The sequence below is a fragment of the Pseudomonas sp. Pseusp88 genome (assembly GCF_047303955.1).
Classification (GTDB): Bacteria; Pseudomonadota; Gammaproteobacteria; order Pseudomonadales; family Pseudomonadaceae; genus Aquipseudomonas.
In genome coordinates, this window is the sequence record NZ_JBGLYM010000033.1 from 38568 (window position 1) to 57763 (window position 19196).

Consider the following 19196-nt stretch of genomic DNA (forward strand, 5'->3'; position numbering starts at 1 on the left):
CGTGAATGAGAGGAATATCGAGATGAGCGCAGTCGAAGGCGAATTGGGCATCCTGGCCCGGCGGCGGATCGAAGCCGAGATCATCAAGCCGATCTACGAGATACTTGTGCGCGACTATGGCAAGGACAAGGCGCAGGCAGTGATTGGCGAAGCGGTCGCCGGGGCGGCAGTCAAGGCCGGTGAATATTTCGCCTCCCGTGAACCCAATGGCCCGGACCTGGCCGGTTTTGTTGCGTTGCAGGAGCTGTGGGAAAAGGATGACGCCCTGAAAGTCGATGTCATCGCCAGCGACGCCACTCATTTCGACTATGACGTGCACCGCTGCCGCTATGCCGAGATGTACCGTGAAATGGGCCTGGGCGAGATCGGCCATTTGCTGTCCTGCAACCGCGATGAGTTATTCATCGTCGGCTATGACCCACGGGTGCAACTGACCCGCACCCAGACTCTGATGGAGGGCGCCAGTCACTGCAACTTCCGCTATCAGGTCAAGGATGAGGCGGCGAAGCCATGACCTGCCCTGCCCGCATCAATTCGGCACGCCTGTGGGATTCGCTGATGGAAATGGCGCAAATCGGCGCCACGGCCAAAGGCGGCGTGTCGCGTCTGGCCCTGACTGAAGAAGACCGCCAGGGCCGCGACCTGTTCGTGCGCTGGGCGACTGAAGCCGGCTGCAGTATTCGCATCGATGCAATGGGCAATATCTTTGCCCGTCGCCCCGGCCGCGATAACAGCCTGGCGCCAGTGGTGACCGGTTCTCACGGCGACTCCCAGCCCATGGGCGGCAAGTTCGACGGCATTTATGGCGTGCTGGCTGGCATCGAGGTAGTGCGTACCCTCAATGACCACAATATCGAGACCGAGCGCCCCATTGAAGTGATTAACTGGACCAACGAAGAAGGCTCGCGCTTTGCCCCGGCGATGATCGCTTCGGGCGTCTACACCGGGGTGTTTGATCTGGAATACGGCCTGTCGCGCACCGATGCCGAAGGCATTACGTTGGGCCAGGCATTGCAAGACATTGGCTACGCCGGCGACCAGGCCATGGGCGGCCAGCCGATCCATGCTGCCTTCGAGTTGCATATCGAACAGGGGCCGATCCTTGAAGCCGAAGACATCACCATTGGTGTGGTGACGGGCGCCCAGGGTCAGCGCTGGTACGAGATAGAACTGTTCGGCCGCAGCGCCCACGCTGGCACTACGCCGATGAAACATCGCCTCGACGCCCTGCTCGGTTTGTCCCGAGTGGTCGAGGCCGTCAATGAACTGGGCCTGGCCCAGGGTGAGGAAGGCCGCGCCACAGTGGGTTGGGTCAATGTCTTTCCCAACTCGCGCAATGTGGTGCCGGGGCGGGTGTTGTTCAGTGTCGAATTCCGCCACCCCGATGAAGCCGTGCTGGAAACCCTTGATGGCCAGCTGCGCAACGCCGTCAGCGAAATTGCCGAGACCATCGGCCTGCAACACAGCCTCAAGCAGATCTTCCAGTACGCGCCCATCGGTTTCGACCCGGACTGCATCGCCCAGGTAGAACAGGCCGCCCTTACCCTTGGCTACAGCCACAAGCCGATGATCTCCGGCGCTGGTCACGATGCCTGCTACCTGAGCAAAGTGGCGCCCACTTCAATGATCTTCGTGCCCTGTGTCGAGGGGTTGAGCCATAACGAGGCCGAGCATATTCACCCGCACTGGGCTGAGGCTGGGGCGAATGTGCTGTTGTTGGCGATGTTGGTCAAGGCAAAGGTCTAGCTTCGCTGACACGAATGTGTTGGATGTATTGGCCCCTTCGCGGATAAATCCGCTCCCACAGATTCGATGATATTCACGGACTACTGTGGGAGCGAATTCATTCGCGAAAGCTTTATTCCGGACGCCGCCAATGTGTTGGATGTATTGACCCCTTCGCGGATAAATCCGCTCCCACAACATCTATGCCTCATTTCACCCTCACAATCGGTTACCGCATTACGCAGACGGCTGCGTATCAACCCTTCCAGTTACCACCTTCAACGATCACATCTTCAGGCCTGGTGTCATCGCTCAGGGACTTGCGCACATACTGGTCATACAGCTTGAGCAGGTATTTGTCCTGACCCAGCCTGGCCAGTTCAGCGTTGACCCAGTCACGCAGTTCGATATTGCCCTTCTTCACCGCCGGGGCAATCGGTGCTTCGCCGCCGAGCTTTTCCGGCAGAACGCGGTAACCGGGGTTTTGCTTGGACCAACTGAACAGCACCAGGTTGTCCTGAGCGTAGGCATCGCCACGGCCGTTGGCCAGTGCCTGCAGGGACTCGGAGTTTTTCTCGAACTTCAGGAGTTTCCAGTCCGGGTGGGTCTTGGTCAGCCATACGTCCGCCGTGGTGCCGGTGGTGACGATTATGGTCTTGTCGGCCAGGTCATCGAGCTTCTTCACCGCGCTAGCGTCCGGCACCAGGGCCTGGACCGCCACTTTCAGATTCGGATTGGTGAACTCCACCGCCTCCTTGCGCTCCGGGGTCACGGTCATGTTGGCGAGGATGATGTCGACCTTGTCGCTCTGCAGGAACGGGATACGGCTGGCCGGTTCCACGGCGACGAACTCGACGTTGCTTTCATCGCCCAGCAGATCCTTGGCAAATTGCCGACCGATATCGGTGTCGAAGCCAACGTACTTGCCCTTCTCATCGACAAAGCCGAATGGCGGCTTGTCGGTAAACACGCCGACCACCAGCTTGCCACGGGCCTTGATCTTGTCCAGGTAGCTGGCGGCAGGTGCCGCTGCGCTGGCAGTGGCCGCCGTTTTGGCGGGCTTGTCACCATTGCCGCAACCGGCCAGCAGGCCGATCCCCAGCAGCGGTATCAGTAACAGCGATTTAGCGGATTTCAACGAGGCAGTGTTCATAAGGTTTCCTTGGTTACAGTCTTTTTAGGCATGGTTTCTACATAAGAGAACTTCTCCAGAAACTGCTGCGCCCGTGCGCTCGCCGGATGATTGAAGAAAGACTCGGGATGGCTTTGTTCGAGGATGCTGCCGGCGTCCATGAACACGATGCGGTCGGCCACCGCGCGGGCGAAAGCCATTTCGTGGGTGACGATCAACATGGTCATGCCGCCCTGGGCCAGGTCGAGGATCACTTCCAGCACTTCCTTGACCATTTCCGGATCAAGGGCGGCGGTGACTTCGTCGAACAACATGACTTTGGGGTTCATGCACAGCGAGCGGACGATGGCGATGCGTTGCTGCTGGCCGCCGGAGAGCTGGCGCGGGAAAGCATCGCGCTTGTCCGCCAGACCGACCCGGGCAAGCAACTGCTCGGCCTGGGCCAGGGCTTCGGCCCGCGCGCGACGCTGCACTTTCAGCGGGCCGAGGAGGATATTGTCGAGCACAGTCATATGGGGAAACAGGTGGTAGCTCTGGAACACCATGCCGATGTCCTGGCGCACCTGGCGCCAGTCGGTCTTGCTGTCCAGCAGTTCGCGCCCGGCAAAGCGCAGATGGCCGCCATGGGCCTGTTCCAGACCATTGAGGCAGCGCAGCAAAGTGCTCTTGCCGCAGCCGCTGGGGCCCAGCACCACGATCACTTCCCCGGGCGCGACACTGAGATCAACTGCCTTGAGCACCTGGTTGCTGCCGAAAAACTTGTCCAGCCCCTGGAATTCGATCAACGCGCTCATGCCTGGCTCCAGCGCCGCTCAAGCACGCGGGATGCGGCCGACAGCGGATAACAGATAAAAAAGAAGAACAGAAACAGCGCGCCATAGATCAACACTGACTCGTAGGTGCGTTCGATGATTTGCTGGCCGACCTTGATTACGTCTACGACACCTATCAGCACCGCCAGTGAGCTGGTCTTGATGATCCGTGTGTATATATTGATAGTCGGCGGGGTCATGCGCTTGAGGGCCTGGGGCAGCAGGACGTAGCCGAACAATTGCGGCCCGGACAGGCCGATGGACAACCCGGCCTCGCGCTGCCCACGGGGCAATGACAGCAACGCGCCGCGTACCACTTCCCCGACCTCACTGGCGCCCCACAGCGACAGCACCAGCACCGCGCACCAGAAACCGGGGATGCTCAGGGAGAAGAAGATCGGCAGGCCAAAGAACATCAGGTACAGCCAGACCAGCACCGGAATAGCCCGGAACAACTCCAGATACACCCGCAGCAGCAGGTTCAGCCAGCCGATGCCCAGGGTACGCAGCGAGCCATACACCACACCGCCCAGGGTGCTGAAAATAATGCTCAACAGGGAAATCGCCAGGGTCTGTGCAGCACCATCAGCCAGCATCGGCAACGACACCCACAGCAGATCAAGACCCGAACTGGCCATGTTGCAGCCTCCTTTCCAGACGGCTTAGCAACAGCGACAGCGGCAGGAACAGCAGCACACAGATAAGCGTGAGTACCGTGAGCATCTCGTAGGTCTTGTAATACAGGGCGATATAACTCTTGGTGGTGTAAAGGATCTCCGGCACCGCCACGGCAGACACCACGGTGGTCTCCTTGAGCAGAAAAATGAAGTTGGCGAACAGCGCCGGCAGGCTGAGGATTCCGGCCTGGGGCAGGATCACGTGACGCAGCAGTTGCCCGTCCGACAGGCCGATGGAGCGCCCGGACTCCAGTTGCGCCGCAGGCACCGCCTCGACACCGGCACGCAACACTTCAGTGAGATAGGCGCCGCCAAGGAAGGTCATGGTGATGATCGCGGCGGCAAAGCCCGAGACCTTCACCCCTAAAGTCGGCAAGGCGAAGTAGATGAAAAACAGCTGGATCAGCAGCGGCGTATTGCGCGCCAGTTCCACATACAGGCCAACCAGACGATGCAGCACCGGAGTGCGGAACATGATGATGGCAGTGTTGATCAGTGCCACCAGCAGCGAGGTGCAGATGGCGATCAGGCCCACCTGCAAGGTAACACCTATTGCTTTAACAAAAGCTGGCAAGGTGCTGATAATAAAAGGGTAATCAAAGGTCATTGGATACAGTTTCTTTTTCAATTATGGGCGCCGTTGGAGCGAGGCTTGCCCGTGAAGAGGTCGTCACATCCGACACCTCTTCAGGGCATGAACGATTGCTTCGCGGGCAAGCCTCACTCCAAGGGATCGGGCCAGCCGGGAACTACCAGTTGTACGTCACCCGCCCGTAATAAAACGCCCCGCTGTACCCGTACGGCGAAAAGGTGCTGTAGGCCAGGTTGCCGCCGCTCGATGCATAGGCATTGAGCTTCTCCGGGTACTTGTCGGTGACGTTGTCGCCGCCCACGGTGAACACCCAGTTCTTCAGCTTGTAATCCAGGGCGAGGTCCAGCAGCCAGGCGGCGCTGAAGGTCTGGTCGTTGATCTTGTCGGCCTGGTAACTGGTGAATTCGCCATAGCGCACCAGATTCGAATGCAGGGCCCAGCGGCCGTATTCGAAGTCGTTGGCCAGGCTTAGCTTGTGTTGCGGCGTGGTGTCACCCAGCAGGCCGATGCGCTCGCGGCGGTCGACCCGCAGCAGGTTGACGCCCAACTGATCGAGAATGGCCGGGTTGGCCTTCACGTCGGTGACTCTTGTGTGGTTGTAGTTGTAGCCGATGGTGCTGTTCCAGCGGATGCCGTTATCCAGCGGGTAGCGGTAGTTGGCCACCAGGTCGATACCGTCGGTGCTGGTGTCAGTGGCGTTGGTGAAGTAGCGCGCCGTGGTGTAGTTGATATTCCCTACGCCATTGGCTTGCAGGTAATTCACAGCTGCGGGGTTCAGCACGAGGTTCGACGACAGCGAGATGCGGTCCTTGATATCGATACGGTAGACATCGGCGGTTACCGTCAGATTATCCAGCGGCTCCAGTACGAGACCGACGCTGTAGTTGTGCGATTTTTCCGCTTTCAGGTCGTCGGCACCCAGCAACTGGGCCACCTTGCTATTGGCCGGGAAAGTCCCCGCCTCCTGAATGGTGTTGCCGATCAACTGCGACGAGGTATAGGTGAAGTTCTGCTGGGCCAGGGACGGCGCGCGGAAACCCGTGGAGACGCTTCCACGCAAGGCCACCTGCGGGGTGAAGTCATAGCGCGCCGAAAACGAGCCGCTGACATTGGAGCCGAAGTCGCTGTAGTCCTCATGCCGTACCGCTGCGGAAACCCCGAGCTTCTCGGTCAGGTTGGTCTCGACATCCAGGTATTGAGCGAAGTTATGCCGCGAGCTGCTGCCGGCATCGTCAGCGCGGAAGCCGCCCAGCCCGGAACTGCCGCTCTGGTAGTAAGACTCCGGCTGCCCGGCCTGGATCTGGTAACCCTGGCGCAGATATTCGGCACCGAAGGCCACCGAGACCGGATACGGCAATACACCGGTGTCGAACTCGCGGGACAGGTCCAGGCTCAGTTGCTTCTGATCGTTGACCAGGGTGCCGTTATCGAAGGAGTGCGGCGTGGCCAGGCCCAGGGAGGTATTGATGGTCTTGGTGCCCAGCTCGTAGGAGTTGCGCCCGTAGTTGGCCGACAGATCGTAATGCCAACTGTCCGCCAGCTCGCCACGCAGGCCGACCACCAGGGAGGTGTCTTCCAGCACGCCATCGATCAGTGGCAGGTAGCCATTGGGGAAGATCGTCGGATTGTTGTTCGAGGCATTGCTGGCCCGGTAGAAGGCTGCCGTCTCGCCCCGGCGCTTGCTGTAGCCGCCAAAGCCGTACAGCTCGGCGCCGTCGTTGAAGCTGTAGGCCGAGTTGAACTGCACCTTGCCCTCGTGGGTTTCTGGCTCGCCCTGGCGGAATACGTGCTGGCCATAGGTGGTGGAGCCGATGCTGGCAGCGCGGTAATCATCGCCTGCACGGTCGGTGTAGTCGTTGTTGGCACCCTCCCCGGCAATGTCGAAGAAGCCGTTGGAGCCAATAGCAAAGCCGCTATTGCCTGCGACCTGGCGCTGAATGCCGTCGCCCTTCTTGTACTCGCCAAACTGGCTCGATATCGAGCCGCCATGGTCAGCGTGCTTGAGGATGATATTGATCACCCCGGCGATGGCATCGGAGCCGTAGCGCGCGGAGGCGCCGTCGCGCAGCACTTCGATATGATCGATGGACGACAGAGCAATGGCATTCAGGTCCGCAGGGGCCGAACCGCGCCCCACCGCGCCACCGAGGTTGACGAAAGCCGAGGTGTGACGGCGCTTGCCGTTGACAAGCACCAGCACCTGATCGGGCGACAGGCCACGCAGCTGCGCGGGCCGGGTCAGCTCTGCGCCGTCGACCAGGCTGGGCCGGGGAAAATTGATCGATGGAATCAGCCGCGCCAGGACTGTGCCCAGTTCGTTGGAACCCGAACTGCGCAGGCTGTCACCGCTAATCACATCGATGGGCGACAGCGAGCCACTGGCGGTGCGTTCCTGCACCCGGGTGCCGGTGACGATAACCGTGTCCAGGCTTGCGGTAGTCGATGCCTCAGCGCTGTCGTCGCTCGCCGTCGCGGCGATGGCCAGGCTGCTGCTCAGCAGCTGTGCCGAGATGATCGCCGTTGCCAGGCGATGTCGTGTGAAGCTCCTCATTCCCGCGTTCCTTTCTCTCTATACGGACCCAGGTCGACTGGTGCGGCAGTCAACGAACGATCCGTATGGCGAACGGTAGCGGTCATCCTTGCTTCATGAATAAGTCGGTGGCCCGATGCCATATACGATAACGAGATATATAAAATTATTTAAATATCTATATGGAATAAGCAAAGTCATAAGCAGAAAACGTCTTTTAAGCTCGAAATGGAATTACCAAATGCCAACTCAGTATTTCTGGGTCTAACGCGAACGCGCTACCTTGGCTCCACTCACAACGCCATCGAGAGCGCATCATGCAAGCGACCGCCCCTGTCATCGACCTCACCCGCTATCGCCAACGCCGTCAGGCGCGCCGCAATGCCGAGCTGATGTGGGAAATGTACGCCGCGCGCGCCGGGCTGGCCGAGTGGACCGTGGCCCAGGTCAACAAGGCGCTAGAGCTACGCCAGGTCAAGCCATGACCCTGCTGCGTACCGCCATCGTGCTCGATGAAACCGCGCCCCCCTCCAACGAACAGAGCCTCACCGATGACGACCTGATTGGTGATCGCGTCTCACAGAACCTGCAACGCCTGCGCAGCAAGCGCTACCTGTCCCTGGATGCCCTGGCCCGCCTGTGCGGCGTGAGCCGGGCGATGCTGGCGCAGATCGAGTCCGGGCGCAGCGTGCCGTCGATCAAGGTGCTGTGCAAGATTGCCAAAGGCCTGAAGGTTTCGGTGGCGGCGTTCCTTGATACCCGCACCTTCGAAGGCGTCGAACTGCTGCCCGCGCAGCAAAGCAAACGCCTGGTAAGCGCCAACGGCACCTTTGTCAGCCGCGCGCTGTTCCCCTTCGATCGATCACGGCAGACCGAATTCTACGAAATCCGCCTCAGCCCACTCGGTGAAGAGATCTCCGAAGGCCATGCCGCCGGAGTGCAGGAAAATCTGGTGGTGGCTCAGGGCGTACTGGAAATCAGTGTCAACGACGAACGCTACCTGCTGTCACCCGGCGACTCGATCCTGTTCTACGCCGATCAGCCCCACCGCTACCGCAACCCGGCGGACAGCGAAGCGATTGCCTACCTGGTGATTACCCATCCGGAGCAGTTGGATTGAGCCGTGACGCCATCGCCAGCAAGTAAGCTCCCGCCTGGACCTCATTCGTCCTGCCGGAAACGAAAAAGCCCCCGATCTTGCAATCAGGGGCTTTTCATTGAAACCTGGAAGCCTGGCTAAGGCCTGAAACGCTCAGCTATCAGCAAGTGCAGCACATCATCGGCATGCCATTGCAGCTCATCATCATCGGCATGCTGCAGTCGTTCATCATTTTCATCATCAGCATGCAGCAGTTGTTCATCATGTCCATGGTCATGCCAGGCATTGGCATCATCTTGCACTTCATGCAGTCGGCTTCGACCATGCATTCCATGAGGCATTTCATCATCGGCATCGGCATCGGCATGCCCATCATCATCGGCATGTTCGTGGTGCCCATCATATTCATCATGGCCATGCCATCGGCGGTCATGCACATCATCGACATATTGGCGCAATGCATCATCATCGGCATGCCGCAGTTCATCATCATCGCCATCATCTCGGCGTTGTTCTTGAACATGGCCATGTCCATACCGGCCGCAGGCTTCATGGTGCACATCATGGCGTCGGCCATCATTTCGCATTCCATGGTCGCCATCATCATCGGCATGCCCATCATTGGCATCATCGGCATGGTCTGATTCATTGGCATCTGCATTGCGTTCATCATGTTCGAAACTCCGTTATCGAATAGGCTGTGGTGTTGCTTGGCGCCGATTCTAGGAGTTTGGGCCGGCGCTACAAGACGCTGGCATTGCGCCGTAAAAAGCCACCCGTGACGCAGTAAAGCCCAAGTTCACGACCTAAAAAGCTGTCATTGCATCTAAACAGGGGCAATCACATCCCCACTAGAGACAGACACGTCGATATGACTGCGATGGATATCCCTTTGCGTTCTATTGACCTTTGATTCATGCATAAACGATCTAACCGACTAGGCATTTTCTATAGCCCGAGGCGCTGTCGCGGTGGTTTCGAGCAACCGGGTGATGGCATTGAGTACCTGCTCAGGGCGTTCGAGCATCAATTGATGGCCGCATTGCGCCAGAACCTGGAACTCGGCATTGGCCAGATGCCGGGCCAGCGCCTCGCCGCCACTGGCCGGGGTCAGGCCGTCCTGGTCGCCGGACACCACCGAGACCGGCAGTTGCAGGCTGTCCAGTTGTTCGCGGGTTGGCCAGAGCGCCTGGCGGCTCAGGGCCTTGAACACGTAGAGCGGGTTGTTCTCGGTGAGTTTTTCTTCGTAGTCGATCAGCGCCGGATCAGCCGCCGGGTGCCAGGCCCGCTCGCGGAATCCCTTGGCCAGCCAGGGCCGCAGCAGGCGCAGGATCCACACCGGCAAGGACAGCACGCCGGGCTTCAATTGAGGCCGTTTCAGCACCGTGCCCAGCAGCACCAGCCCGTCGATGCCGGCGGCCTGCCCTTGCCGGATCAATTGCACCAGAGCGCTGAGGGTCAGACCGGTGCCAAAGGAATGGGCGATCAGCAGGTTATGTTTGCCGCGATAACGTCGCAGCACTTCCAGATAGTCCTCCACCAGTTCCTGCCAGGCATAGGCCGACTGGATATCGGGCTTTTCACTGGCACCATGGCCCAGCAGATCCAGGGCAACCAACGGATAACCGGCGGCGGCCAGGGCCTGCCACTGGGCACGCCATTGGTCCTTGTTGCCGCCAGCGCCATGGCAGAAGAACAGCACCGGCGCATCGGGGCGGCTACCAGGCTGATAGGCCACATCGAGGATACGGCCGGGGCGGATTTCAATCGCCTGGCCGACCACGACGGGGCCGAAGGCGGGGATCAGAGAGTCAGCCATGTGGTAGTTCCTTCCAATAAAGACTTCAATGATGCGGCTCGCTCGTTGGAGCGAGGCTTGCCCGCGAAGAGGCAGGTACATCCAGTACATCTTCTGAGTTTGAAATATCACCTTCGCGGGCAGGACTCGCTCCAACGGTTATATTCAGATGCTCACGCAGCGTACGCCCGGCGTACTGCCGTCGAAACAACCCGCGCTTCTGCAACTCCGGCACCACCTGCTCGACAAAATCCTCCAGCCCACCCGCCAGATACGCCGGCATGATATTGAAGCCATCGGCAGCGCCCTGGATAAACCACTGCTCCAGGCGATCGGCGATGGTCTTTGCCGTGCCCACCACCACATGATGCCCCCGGGCAGCGGACATGCGCAGGTACAGCTGGCGAATGCTCAGGCCTTCCTTGCGCGCGACGTCCAGCAACAGGTGCTGGCGGCTGACTCCGGAGTTGGTCGGTGGCAATTCGGGCAAGGGGCCGTCCACCGCGTAGGCGCCCAGGTCCAGACCGCCAGCGATATCGGAGAGCAACGACACCCCCACCACCGGCTCGACCAGTTCTTGAAGTTGTTGATACAGGTCCTCGGCCTGTTGTTCGGTGCGACCGACAATGGGCATGACACCGGGCATGATCTTCAGGCTATCGGGATGGCGACCAAACCCTGCCATACGGCTTTTCACGTCGGCATAGAAGGCTTGGGCACCGGCCAGTTCGGGCTGGGCGGTAAACAGCACCTCGGCGTGGGCTGCCGCCAGCTCGCGGCCTTCAGCGGAAGCCCCGGCCAATACCTGCACCGGCGCCAGACCTGCCGTCTGCCATTGCTGGCGCACGTCGCGCAGAAAGCTGCGGGCCGACTCATAGCGATCACCATGGCCGTAATGCTGCTCACGGCCAAAGTTCAGGGATTCCCGGGCATTACTCGACGTCACCAGATTCCAGCCGCTGCGCCCGCCGCTCAAACGTTCCAGGGAGGCAAAGCTGTCGACCAGGGTCCGCACGCTGTTATAGGACGAGGTGGCTGTGGCGATCAGGCCGATGCGGCGGGTCACTGCGGCCAGGGCAGCGAGCAGGGTCAGGGGCTCGAAATGTTCGGTGCGGGCCATGCGCTGCAAGGCCTGGGTCTGGCCCGGCAGCATCGCCAGGGTGTCCGACAGGAAAATCGCATCGAAACAGCCGCGTTCGGCAGTGGCAGCCAACTGTTGGTAGTGGGCCAGGTCGAGGCCGCCCGCCGCATGGGCCTGGGGGTGGCGCCAACCGGCAATGTGATGTCCGGTCGCCATGAGAAAGGCGTTGAGGCTCATCTGGCGCGTCATACGGGTACTCGCAGTAAGGTGCTGGAGTCTCTGGTCACCGGGTTGACCGGCAGCGCAGCGAGCAATGCCCGGGTGTAGGCATGTTGCGGCTGGCCAAAGACCTGGGCGGTGGGCCCGGTTTCGACGATACGGCCGTGTTGCATCACGGCAATGCGGTCGCTCAGGCGTGCCGCCACATGCAGGTCATGGGTGATGAACACCAGGCTGAGCTTCAGGCGCTGTTGCAGGTCTTCCAGCAGCTCGAGGATCTGCACCTGAATCAGCGCATCCAGGGCGGAAACGCATTCGTCGGCGATCAGCACGCGCGGCTGCAGGGCCAGGGCCCGGGCAATGCCGATACGCTGGCGCTGGCCGCCGGAAAACGCCTGTGGATAGCGGTCGAAGGCGGTGGCAGGCAGGCCGGTCAGTTGCAACATGTCCAGGGCAATGGTGCGTGCCTGTTCAGGCGAGGCACCGTGGACCAGCGGCCCGGTCATGATGATCTGGCCCACCCGCTGGCGCGGATTGAGCGAGGCGAATGGGTCCTGAAAGATCATCTGCACGTCGCTGCGCCGCTCGCGCAAGCGGGCTTCAGGCAGGCGCGCGACGTCGTCACCGAACCACTCGACCCGGCCGCTATCGGGCCGTAGCAGGCGAATCAGATGCCTTCCCAGGGTCGACTTGCCGGAGCCTGACTCGCCGACAATACCCAGGGTCTCACCTTCGCGCAGGCTCAGACTGACGTCGGCCAATGCCTGGGTCGTGCGCTTGCGCCCCCAGCCCAATGATGCGCGGAAGGACTTGTTCAAGGCCTCGGCATGCAGCAGTACCGGCGCATCGGTGGCCAGCGTACGCGAGTGGCCCTGGACCGGTGCCGAAGCTTCGACCAGCCTGCGCGTATAGGCCTCGCGCGGGCGGCGCAGGACCTCTTCAGCACTGCCCTGCTCCATCAGATGGCCCTTTTCCAGGACCAGCACCCGGTCGGCCACGGCCCGCACCACCGAAAAGTCATGGGTGATAAACAGCATGGCCATGCCCTTTTCGCGCTGGATGCGTTTGAGCAAGGCAATAATCTGCGCCTGGGTGGTGACGTCCAGGGCTGAAGTCGGCTCATCGGCAATCAGCAACAGGGGGTCAAAGGCCAACGCCATGGCGATCACCACCCGCTGGCGCTGGCCGCCGGACAACTGGAACGGATAGACCCGCTGCAAACGCGCAGGATCCGGCAGGCCGACATATTCCAGCAGCTCGAGCACCCGCTGGCGGCGTTGCTGCTTGCTGGTCACGCCGTGATCGAGCAACACTTCCCCGATCTGCCGCCCGACGCTCAGCAGCGGATTAAGCGCGCTCATGGGCTCCTGGAAGACCATGCTGATATGCCGACCGCGAAGCTGACGCATCTGTTCTTCGCTCAGACCGGCAAGGTCCTGCTGCTGGAAGTGGATATGCCCGGCCTCAGGCGCCATGCCGGTCGGCAGCAGGCGCAGAATCGCGCTGGCAAGCATGGACTTGCCGGAGCCGGACTCCCCCACCACGCACAGGCACTCCCCCGCATCGATATGCAACGACAGGCCGTGCAGCGCATGACTGCGATCAGCCCCTTGGGGCAACGGGATACGCAGGTCGCTGACCTGCAACAATGGCGGATTGGCGATTGTCATGGCCGCCCTCCTTGTCTGCCCAATGGCTCGAAAGCGATCCGCAGCCCCTCGCCGATTCGATTGACCGCCAGCACGCAAAACATGATCGCCAGCCCCGGCAGCAGGCTCATCCACCAGGCCTGGCGCAGCATATTGCGCGAGGCATTGATCATGTAGCCCCAGCTCATGGCGTCTGGGTCGCCCAGGCCGAGAAAGGCCAGGGCCGCCTCGGTCAGGATCGCCGTGCCCATTATGAACGACATGGTCACCAGCAAGGGCGACAAGGCGTTGGGCAGGATCTGCCTGAAAATGATCGCCAGCGGTTTCTGCCCCAATACCTGGGCGGCCTGGACGAACTCACGCTGACGCAGGGTCAGGAACTCGCTGCGCACCAGTCGCGCTACCGGTGGCCAGGCCACCAGGGCGATGCCGATCACCACAGAGGTCAGGGACGGTTCCAGTACTGCGACCAGAATCACCGCCAATACCAATTGCGGAATGATCTGGAAAAACTCGCCCAGACGCATCAGGGCTTCATCGACCCAGCCGCCGGCATAACCGGCCAGGCCACCGATGATCAGACCCACCAGCAGCGTTGCCAGCGTCGACAGTGCACCAACGGCCAGAGACATCCGCGCGCCGTAGATCAGCCCGCTGACGATATCGCGGCCGAGCATGTCGCTGCCCAGCCAGTGCCTGGTTTCGGCAAATGGCGGCAACAGTGGCTTGGCTGTCATGGACCACGGCGAGTCGATACCGAGCCACGGCGCGGCCACCGCCAGTACTGTCAGCAACAACAAAAACAGGCCTCCGAGCACGGCGCTGCGCTGGCCCACGAAGCGGCGCAGTACCGAAGGTTGCGCAAAGAATTCAGCTTGGCTCATCAGTTCAGCTCCCACTGCCGGTGCGCGGGTCGAGCCAGCGGCAAATCAGGTCAGTCAATATGTTGAACGCCACCACCAGCACGGAAATGACCAGAAATACCCCTAGCAGCAAGGGGTAATCGCGTTGGCTCAGGGCGTCATAGAGCAGGCGGCCGATACCCGGCCAGGCGTACACCACCTCGATCAGCAGCGAGCCGCTGGCCAGTTGGCCCAATTGCAGGCCGGCATAGGTCACCACGGGCAACAGGGCGTTGCGCAGGACATGGTCGTAGAGAATGCGGCCGGGCTTGAGCCCCTTGGCGTTGGCTGTTCGCACGTATTCCTGGCCCATGACTTCCAGCACCGCCGCCCGGGCTAGCTGCACGTACAGCGCCAGGAACATGAAACTCAAGGACAGCGCCGGCAGCAACAAGTGGCTGGCATAGTCGCGAAACAGCGCCCAACCGTGCAGATCGGCGTCCACCGACGCCATGCCGAAGGCCGGCAACCAGTCCAGCAGCACCGAAAACAGCAGAATCAGCAGCAACGCCAGCCAGAACGACGGCGTCGCATACAGCACCATTGCGGTATGGGAGATCAGCCGGTCCAGATAGCCGCGACGGCGCTGGCTGCGGGCTGCGAGCACGCCCAAGGCCACGCCGATCAGCGACGACAGGACAAAGCCAGTGCCCATCAGCAACAGGGTCGCGGGCAAGCGCTCGGCAATCAGCGACCAGACACTGGCCTGGTTGCGATAGGAATAACCCAGGTCGAGCCGCGCAGCATGGCCCAGATAGGTCAGCAGCTGTTGGGCCAAGGGCTGGTCCAGGCCCATGTCATGGCGCAGTTGGGCGACATAGCCCGCATCATCGACTCCCGCCTCCCCGGCCATGAGCATGGCCGGATCGCCGGGGGCCAGGCGCACCAGCAGAAAACTCAGCACCAGCACCCCGACAATCACTCCCAGCCCGCGCCCCAGGCGACCGCCCAGATAGCTGAAGAGTGCTGTCATGGCGCACTTCGCTCCAGGTACACGGTGTCGTAGCTCTCGTTAAGGCTGGTGGCGGTTTGCAGCAGGTTCTTGACCTGGGTGTGATACAGCGTCGGGAAGCGCATCTCGAAGATCGGCGCCAGGGGCAGATCGTCGTTCAGATGGTGTTCCAGTTCGCTATACAGCGCCTCGCGTGTAGGCCCCGGGGTGATATCCGCGACTTTGTTCCACAGGGCATCGACCTGCGGGTTGCTGTAGCCGCCAACGTTATTGAAAGGTGTGCCCTTGACGATATTGTCCGAGCGATAGAGGTACGACGTGGTCAGGTACGGGTCGCCAATCTGGAAGACGAAGTTATAGCTCAGGTCGAAATCCCAGTTACTGACGCGCTGATACCAGGTCGCCGCATCGGAGGTCACCACATCGACCTTGAAGCCCAGGGGTTGCAGGGACTGCTTGGTGTACTCGGCCAGACGCTCCCACGCGCCGCCCTTTTCGCCATTGAGCAGGCGAATATGGGTCTTGCCGATATCCACGCCGGACTCGGCGATCAGAGCCTTGGCCTTTGCCAGGTCGTAGGTGTATTGCGGCAATCGGGCATCGTGAAACGGCGTACTGGAGGCGAATGGGCCCTGGGCGACTTTGCCGGCACCGAAAAAAATGTTATCGACAATAAACGCACGATTCAGCGCATAGAGAATTGCCTGGCGTACCTTGACGTTATCCAGTGGCGGCTTGCGCAGGTTGATCTGCAGGAACGCCAGACCAGCGTACAGCTCGTAACCCTTATCGCTACTGGCCACGCCTGGCAAGGCGCTCAGGCGGGCCAGGTCGGCATAGTCGGCATCGCCGCTGCGCAGCACCTGCACATCGTTGCGCTCGAAGGCTGCGGCCCGTGAAGAGGCATCGGGCAGTACATGGAAGACGATTTCATCCAGGTACGGCAGGCCTTTCTTCCAGTAATCCGGGTTCTTCACCAGTTTGATATAAGACCCGCGCTTCCACTCCTTGAACACGAACGGCCCGGTGCCCACCGGCTTGAGGTTGTAGGGGTTGCTGCGGTAGTCGGTGCCTTCGTAGAGGTGCTTCGCCGCGATAGGCCGTAAACCGCTGCCCAGGGCCGAGAGCAAGGGTGCGAAGGGTTTCTTCAGGTGAAACACCACTTGCAGCGGACCGGTCTTGTCGATGGACGCCACGTAGTCGTTAAAGATATCGGCCAGGCGCTTGTCGGACTGCGGGTAGAACTCCTTGAAGCTGAACAGGACGTCATCGGCGCTGAACGGCTGGCCGTCATGCCAGCGTACACCGTCCTGCAGATCGAAGGTGTAGGTCAGGCCGTCCGGGGCAATGGTCCAGCTGCGGGCCAGCACCGGCTGCGGCTTGAGATCGGTGTCGAAAGTCAGCAGGCCTTGCAGGACCTTGCCGCTGACGTACTGGGTGGCCACATGGGTGACCAGGCCGTGCATCAGCGATGGCGGCTCCGGCTGCGACACCAGGTTCAACACCCCGCCGGCTTGCGCATCGGCCCAGGCGGGGCTGGCGGTCAGGCAAGCGCTGGTCAACAGCGCGGCACTCAAAGCACGCATCGTCTTGCGCCAGCCTGATGAGCCGGACGGCGCGGAGCGGGGAAACAAAGTCGGCATGGGAACTCCAGGGCATTAGGCAATACGTGGAGATAGCAAGGCCTGTGCCACGGCTTGAAACCCTTGCCCCTGTTGGACTGGGCCCGGTTTTGGTCGGGCATGTGATGAAAATTGCACAGCGGTTTTTCCATGTTGCGGGAAAAGCAGCAGTGGCATGTGGTGATACCTGGGGGACCGGCTTCAGCCGGGAAGACGGATTCCCGGCTAAAGCCTGTCTCACAGGTCATACAAGCCCCCCGTTGAGACACTGGCACAAGCCTTGCGATACCTCTCTCATCCGGAGTGAGAGCACGTACATGACCTACGACTACCTGGGCAACCCCCTCGATACCGAACGCCCCACCACCGTCACCGCCATCAATGACTTCATAGGCGGCTTCCTCGCCTACGACCCCCGCGCGCTGACGATCATCGCCGCCGCCGATGCTGATGCCGATTCAGCACTGGCCAATGTCTTTGCCGGCTTACTGATGATGTTCAGCGAATCCCCGGAAGGACCGGAGCTGGCGGCGATCTACCAGTTGCGCGCCGAGGCGGCGCAACCACCTGAAGCCAGCCGCGCCGGGTTGTATCTGCAATTGCTGCGCGCCTGGCGTCTTGAAGACTTGCCTCGGGCAATTACCCTCAGCGAAAACCTCGCGACCACCTTTTCCCGCGACCTGCTGGCGGTGAAGCTCGCCCAGTACTTCTACTTCAACAGCGGCAACTGGCCGGCGATGCTGCGGGTGGCCGTGCAGGCAGCGGAGCACGCGGCCGATGTCGCCCATACTCACGGCATGCTGGCCTTCGCCTATGAGCAATGCCATCTGCTTGACCAGGCCGAAAACGCCGCCCGCCAGGCGTTGCATCTACTGCCCAGCGAGCCTTGGGCTCAACATGCCCTGGCCCACGTGATGCTGACTCAGGGGCGCATCGAAGAAGGCACGGCATTTTTTGAAGAAGTCAGTGACGGCTGGGACGGCTTGAACTCCTTCATGTACACCCACAACTGGTGGCATCTGGCGCTGTTCCATCTGGCCCGTGGCCGCCACGCGAGAGTGCTGGAGATTTACGACCGCCATGTCTGGGGCATCTTGCCTGAGTATTCCCAGGACCAGATCGGCGCAGTATCGCTGCTGACCCGCATGGAGCTGGCGGGCATTGACGTCGGCGAACGCTGGCAAGCCCTCGGTAAATATCTGTTGGCGCGGGTTGCCGATGCCGTACAGCCGTTTCTCAGCCTGCAATACCTCTATGGCCTGGCCCGGGCCGGGCACAGGGATGCCGCCGCCCAGTTGCTCCAGGCCCTCGACGAGCAAGCCAAAGCGGCGCCCTCTTACAGCCGTGGCGTCTGGCGCGACATCACCCTGCCTGTGGCCCACGGCCTGCTGGCCCATGCCCGTCAGGATTATCCGTCGGCCGCCAGCTTGCTGGGCGATACCCTGCCCGCCCTGAACGCCATTGGCGGCAGCCATGCCCAGCGCGATCTGTTTGCTCTGATCGAACTGGATGCCCGGGTCCGTGCCGGGGACTGGCAGGTAGCGCAGCAGACCCTGGAATTGCGCCGTCGCTATGATCCGTGGGATGTACCGACCAATCAGAGCCTGGAGCGGGTCTACGCAGCGTTGCATTTGCCCGGGGAAGCGCGACGGGCTGCGGGGCGGGTGACGCAGGCGTTGTCGGGTGTGATCCCGGCTTGATACCAATCGGGCGACACTACAACTTTATGATTGAAATGAAATCCTGTAGGAGCCGGCTTGCTGGCGATCGAGTGCGAAGCGCTCGCAATGGCATCGTTGGCTGATCTGACGCCATCGCCAGCAAGCCGGCTCCTACAGGGTTCTGCGTTGGCCGCGCGATAGCGCGGCCTGCGCTTCATTGCCCCCCGCGATAAACCCCGCGCGCAATCGCCCGTGCCACGCAATCCGCCGCAGCAGAACCCAACCGCCCCACATCTACCTGACGCCGAGGCCCGTTGGCTATCTCACACGCGCCGGATGCCAGGGCGAACACCGTGTCGCCGTCAAACGGCAGATGGGCCGGGCGCACGGCGCGGGCGATACCATCCTGGGCCATGATCGCCAGGCGTGTGCATTCGGCGGTGGTCAGGCGGGCGTTGCAAGCTACCACCACCAGCGTGGTATTGGCCCCGGCCTGCAAACGGCCCATGGCATCCAGGCGCGACAGCTCGGGAATGGGTTCGGCCACCTGCTGCTGAAAATCCGGGCGATGGCCGCCGAATTCACCGTCCACCTCCCAAGGCCAGGCCCAGAAGGTTTCGCCGTCAGGCATATAGACCGAGCCGATGGGGTTGGCCACGGCCAGGGCGGCGACGATCAGGCCATCGCCCAGATCCAGGGATGCCGACCCCAGGCCGCCCGGCAGGATCCCCGCCATGGCCCCTAC

The 19196-nt window shown here is 61.3% G+C and carries 18 protein-coding genes; 6 read left to right on the top strand and 12 right to left on the bottom strand.

Annotated elements, in window-relative coordinates; all coding sequences use genetic code 11:
- The first annotated feature begins 22 nt into the window (after positions 1–22).
- Entirely contained in the window at positions 23–514 is a 492-nt protein-coding gene (locus ACCD02_RS27375) for an L-2-amino-thiazoline-4-carboxylic acid hydrolase (protein ID WP_413308937.1), read from the top strand.
- The gene (locus ACCD02_RS27380; RefSeq protein ID WP_413308939.1) at positions 511–1746 is read left to right on the top strand and encodes a Zn-dependent hydrolase; all 1236 of its coding nucleotides are present in this window, start codon (positions 511–513) and stop codon (positions 1744–1746) included. The genes ACCD02_RS27375 and ACCD02_RS27380 overlap by 4 nt, the downstream gene beginning before the upstream one ends.
- A gap of 235 nt (positions 1747–1981) precedes the next feature.
- Here ACCD02_RS27380 and ACCD02_RS27385 read toward each other — a convergent pair whose 3' ends face one another.
- The 5 genes from ACCD02_RS27385 to ACCD02_RS27405 all read right to left on the bottom strand — a co-directional run bounded on the left by ACCD02_RS27385 (position 1982) and on the right by ACCD02_RS27405 (position 7489).
- On the bottom strand, positions 1982–2863 hold the full coding sequence (locus tag ACCD02_RS27385) for a transporter substrate-binding domain-containing protein (protein WP_413308969.1): 882 nt from the start codon (positions 2861–2863) through the stop codon (positions 1982–1984).
- Positions 2864–2874: 11 nt separating this feature from the next.
- Positions 2875–3651 carry an amino acid ABC transporter ATP-binding protein gene (locus ACCD02_RS27390; RefSeq protein WP_413308941.1) on the bottom strand — a complete coding sequence of 259 codons (777 nt, stop codon included), beginning with the start codon at positions 3649–3651 and terminating at the stop codon, positions 2875–2877.
- Positions 3648–4307, bottom strand: a complete 660-nt coding sequence (locus ACCD02_RS27395; protein ID WP_413308942.1) for an amino acid ABC transporter permease — start codon at positions 4305–4307, stop codon at positions 3648–3650. The genes ACCD02_RS27390 and ACCD02_RS27395 overlap by 4 nt, the downstream gene beginning before the upstream one ends.
- Positions 4288–4953 (bottom strand): amino acid ABC transporter permease, encoded by a 666-nt coding sequence (locus tag ACCD02_RS27400; RefSeq protein WP_413308944.1) that lies wholly within the window; start codon positions 4951–4953, stop codon positions 4288–4290. Before ACCD02_RS27400 ends, ACCD02_RS27395 begins: the two co-directional genes overlap by 20 nt.
- 142 nt (positions 4954–5095) lie before the next feature.
- Entirely contained in the window at positions 5096–7489 is a 2394-nt protein-coding gene (locus tag ACCD02_RS27405; RefSeq protein WP_413308946.1) for a TonB-dependent receptor plug domain-containing protein, read from the bottom strand.
- A gap of 296 nt (positions 7490–7785) precedes the next feature.
- Between ACCD02_RS27405 and ACCD02_RS27410 the strand changes: the two genes are divergently transcribed.
- The 3 genes from ACCD02_RS27410 (at position 7786) to ACCD02_RS27420 (ending at position 9211) form a co-directional block, all read left to right on the top strand.
- Positions 7786–7953: a hypothetical protein gene (locus ACCD02_RS27410; protein ID WP_413308948.1), complete on the top strand. Its 168-nt coding sequence runs from the start codon at positions 7786–7788 to the stop codon at positions 7951–7953.
- On the top strand, positions 7950–8588 hold the full coding sequence (locus ACCD02_RS27415) for a helix-turn-helix domain-containing protein (RefSeq protein WP_413308950.1): 639 nt from the start codon (positions 7950–7952) through the stop codon (positions 8586–8588). The genes ACCD02_RS27410 and ACCD02_RS27415 overlap by 4 nt, the downstream gene beginning before the upstream one ends.
- 146 nt (positions 8589–8734) lie before the next feature.
- Positions 8735–9211 carry a hypothetical protein gene (locus ACCD02_RS27420; protein WP_413308952.1) on the top strand — a complete coding sequence of 159 codons (477 nt, stop codon included), beginning with the start codon at positions 8735–8737 and terminating at the stop codon, positions 9209–9211.
- 293 nt (positions 9212–9504) lie between these two features.
- Here the strand turns inward: ACCD02_RS27420 and ACCD02_RS27425 are convergent, their stop codons facing one another.
- From ACCD02_RS27425 to ACCD02_RS27450, 6 genes are read right to left on the bottom strand one after another with little or no spacing between them, the layout of a single operon-like run.
- Positions 9505–10386 carry an alpha/beta fold hydrolase gene (locus tag ACCD02_RS27425; protein ID WP_413308954.1) on the bottom strand — a complete coding sequence of 294 codons (882 nt, stop codon included), beginning with the start codon at positions 10384–10386 and terminating at the stop codon, positions 9505–9507.
- A gap of 25 nt (positions 10387–10411) precedes the next feature.
- Positions 10412–11695, bottom strand: a complete 1284-nt coding sequence (locus ACCD02_RS27430) for an LLM class flavin-dependent oxidoreductase (RefSeq protein WP_413308955.1) — start codon at positions 11693–11695, stop codon at positions 10412–10414.
- Positions 11692–13335, bottom strand: a complete 1644-nt coding sequence (locus ACCD02_RS27435; protein WP_413308957.1) for an ABC transporter ATP-binding protein — start codon at positions 13333–13335, stop codon at positions 11692–11694. The genes ACCD02_RS27430 and ACCD02_RS27435 overlap by 4 nt, the downstream gene beginning before the upstream one ends.
- The gene (locus ACCD02_RS27440; RefSeq protein WP_413308959.1) at positions 13332–14198 is read right to left on the bottom strand and encodes an ABC transporter permease; all 867 of its coding nucleotides are present in this window, start codon (positions 14196–14198) and stop codon (positions 13332–13334) included. The genes ACCD02_RS27435 and ACCD02_RS27440 overlap by 4 nt, the downstream gene beginning before the upstream one ends.
- Before the next feature lie 4 nt (positions 14199–14202).
- Positions 14203–15189: an ABC transporter permease gene (locus tag ACCD02_RS27445; RefSeq protein ID WP_413308961.1), complete on the bottom strand. Its 987-nt coding sequence runs from the start codon at positions 15187–15189 to the stop codon at positions 14203–14205.
- Positions 15186–16754, bottom strand: coding sequence for an ABC transporter substrate-binding protein (locus ACCD02_RS27450; RefSeq protein ID WP_413308971.1), 1569 nt, complete (start codon positions 16752–16754; stop codon positions 15186–15188). The genes ACCD02_RS27445 and ACCD02_RS27450 overlap by 4 nt, the downstream gene beginning before the upstream one ends.
- A 353-nt stretch (positions 16755–17107) precedes the next feature.
- Here ACCD02_RS27450 and ACCD02_RS27455 point away from each other — a divergent pair, with 353 nt between their 5' ends.
- Positions 17108–18490 carry a tetratricopeptide repeat protein gene (locus ACCD02_RS27455; protein WP_413308963.1) on the top strand — a complete coding sequence of 461 codons (1383 nt, stop codon included), beginning with the start codon at positions 17108–17110 and terminating at the stop codon, positions 18488–18490.
- A gap of 175 nt (positions 18491–18665) precedes the next feature.
- On the opposite strand, the gene ACCD02_RS27460 is transcribed toward ACCD02_RS27455, so the two are convergent.
- Positions 18666–19196 (bottom strand): P1 family peptidase (locus ACCD02_RS27460; protein WP_413308965.1); only part of this gene is annotated, 531 nt, incomplete at its 5' end.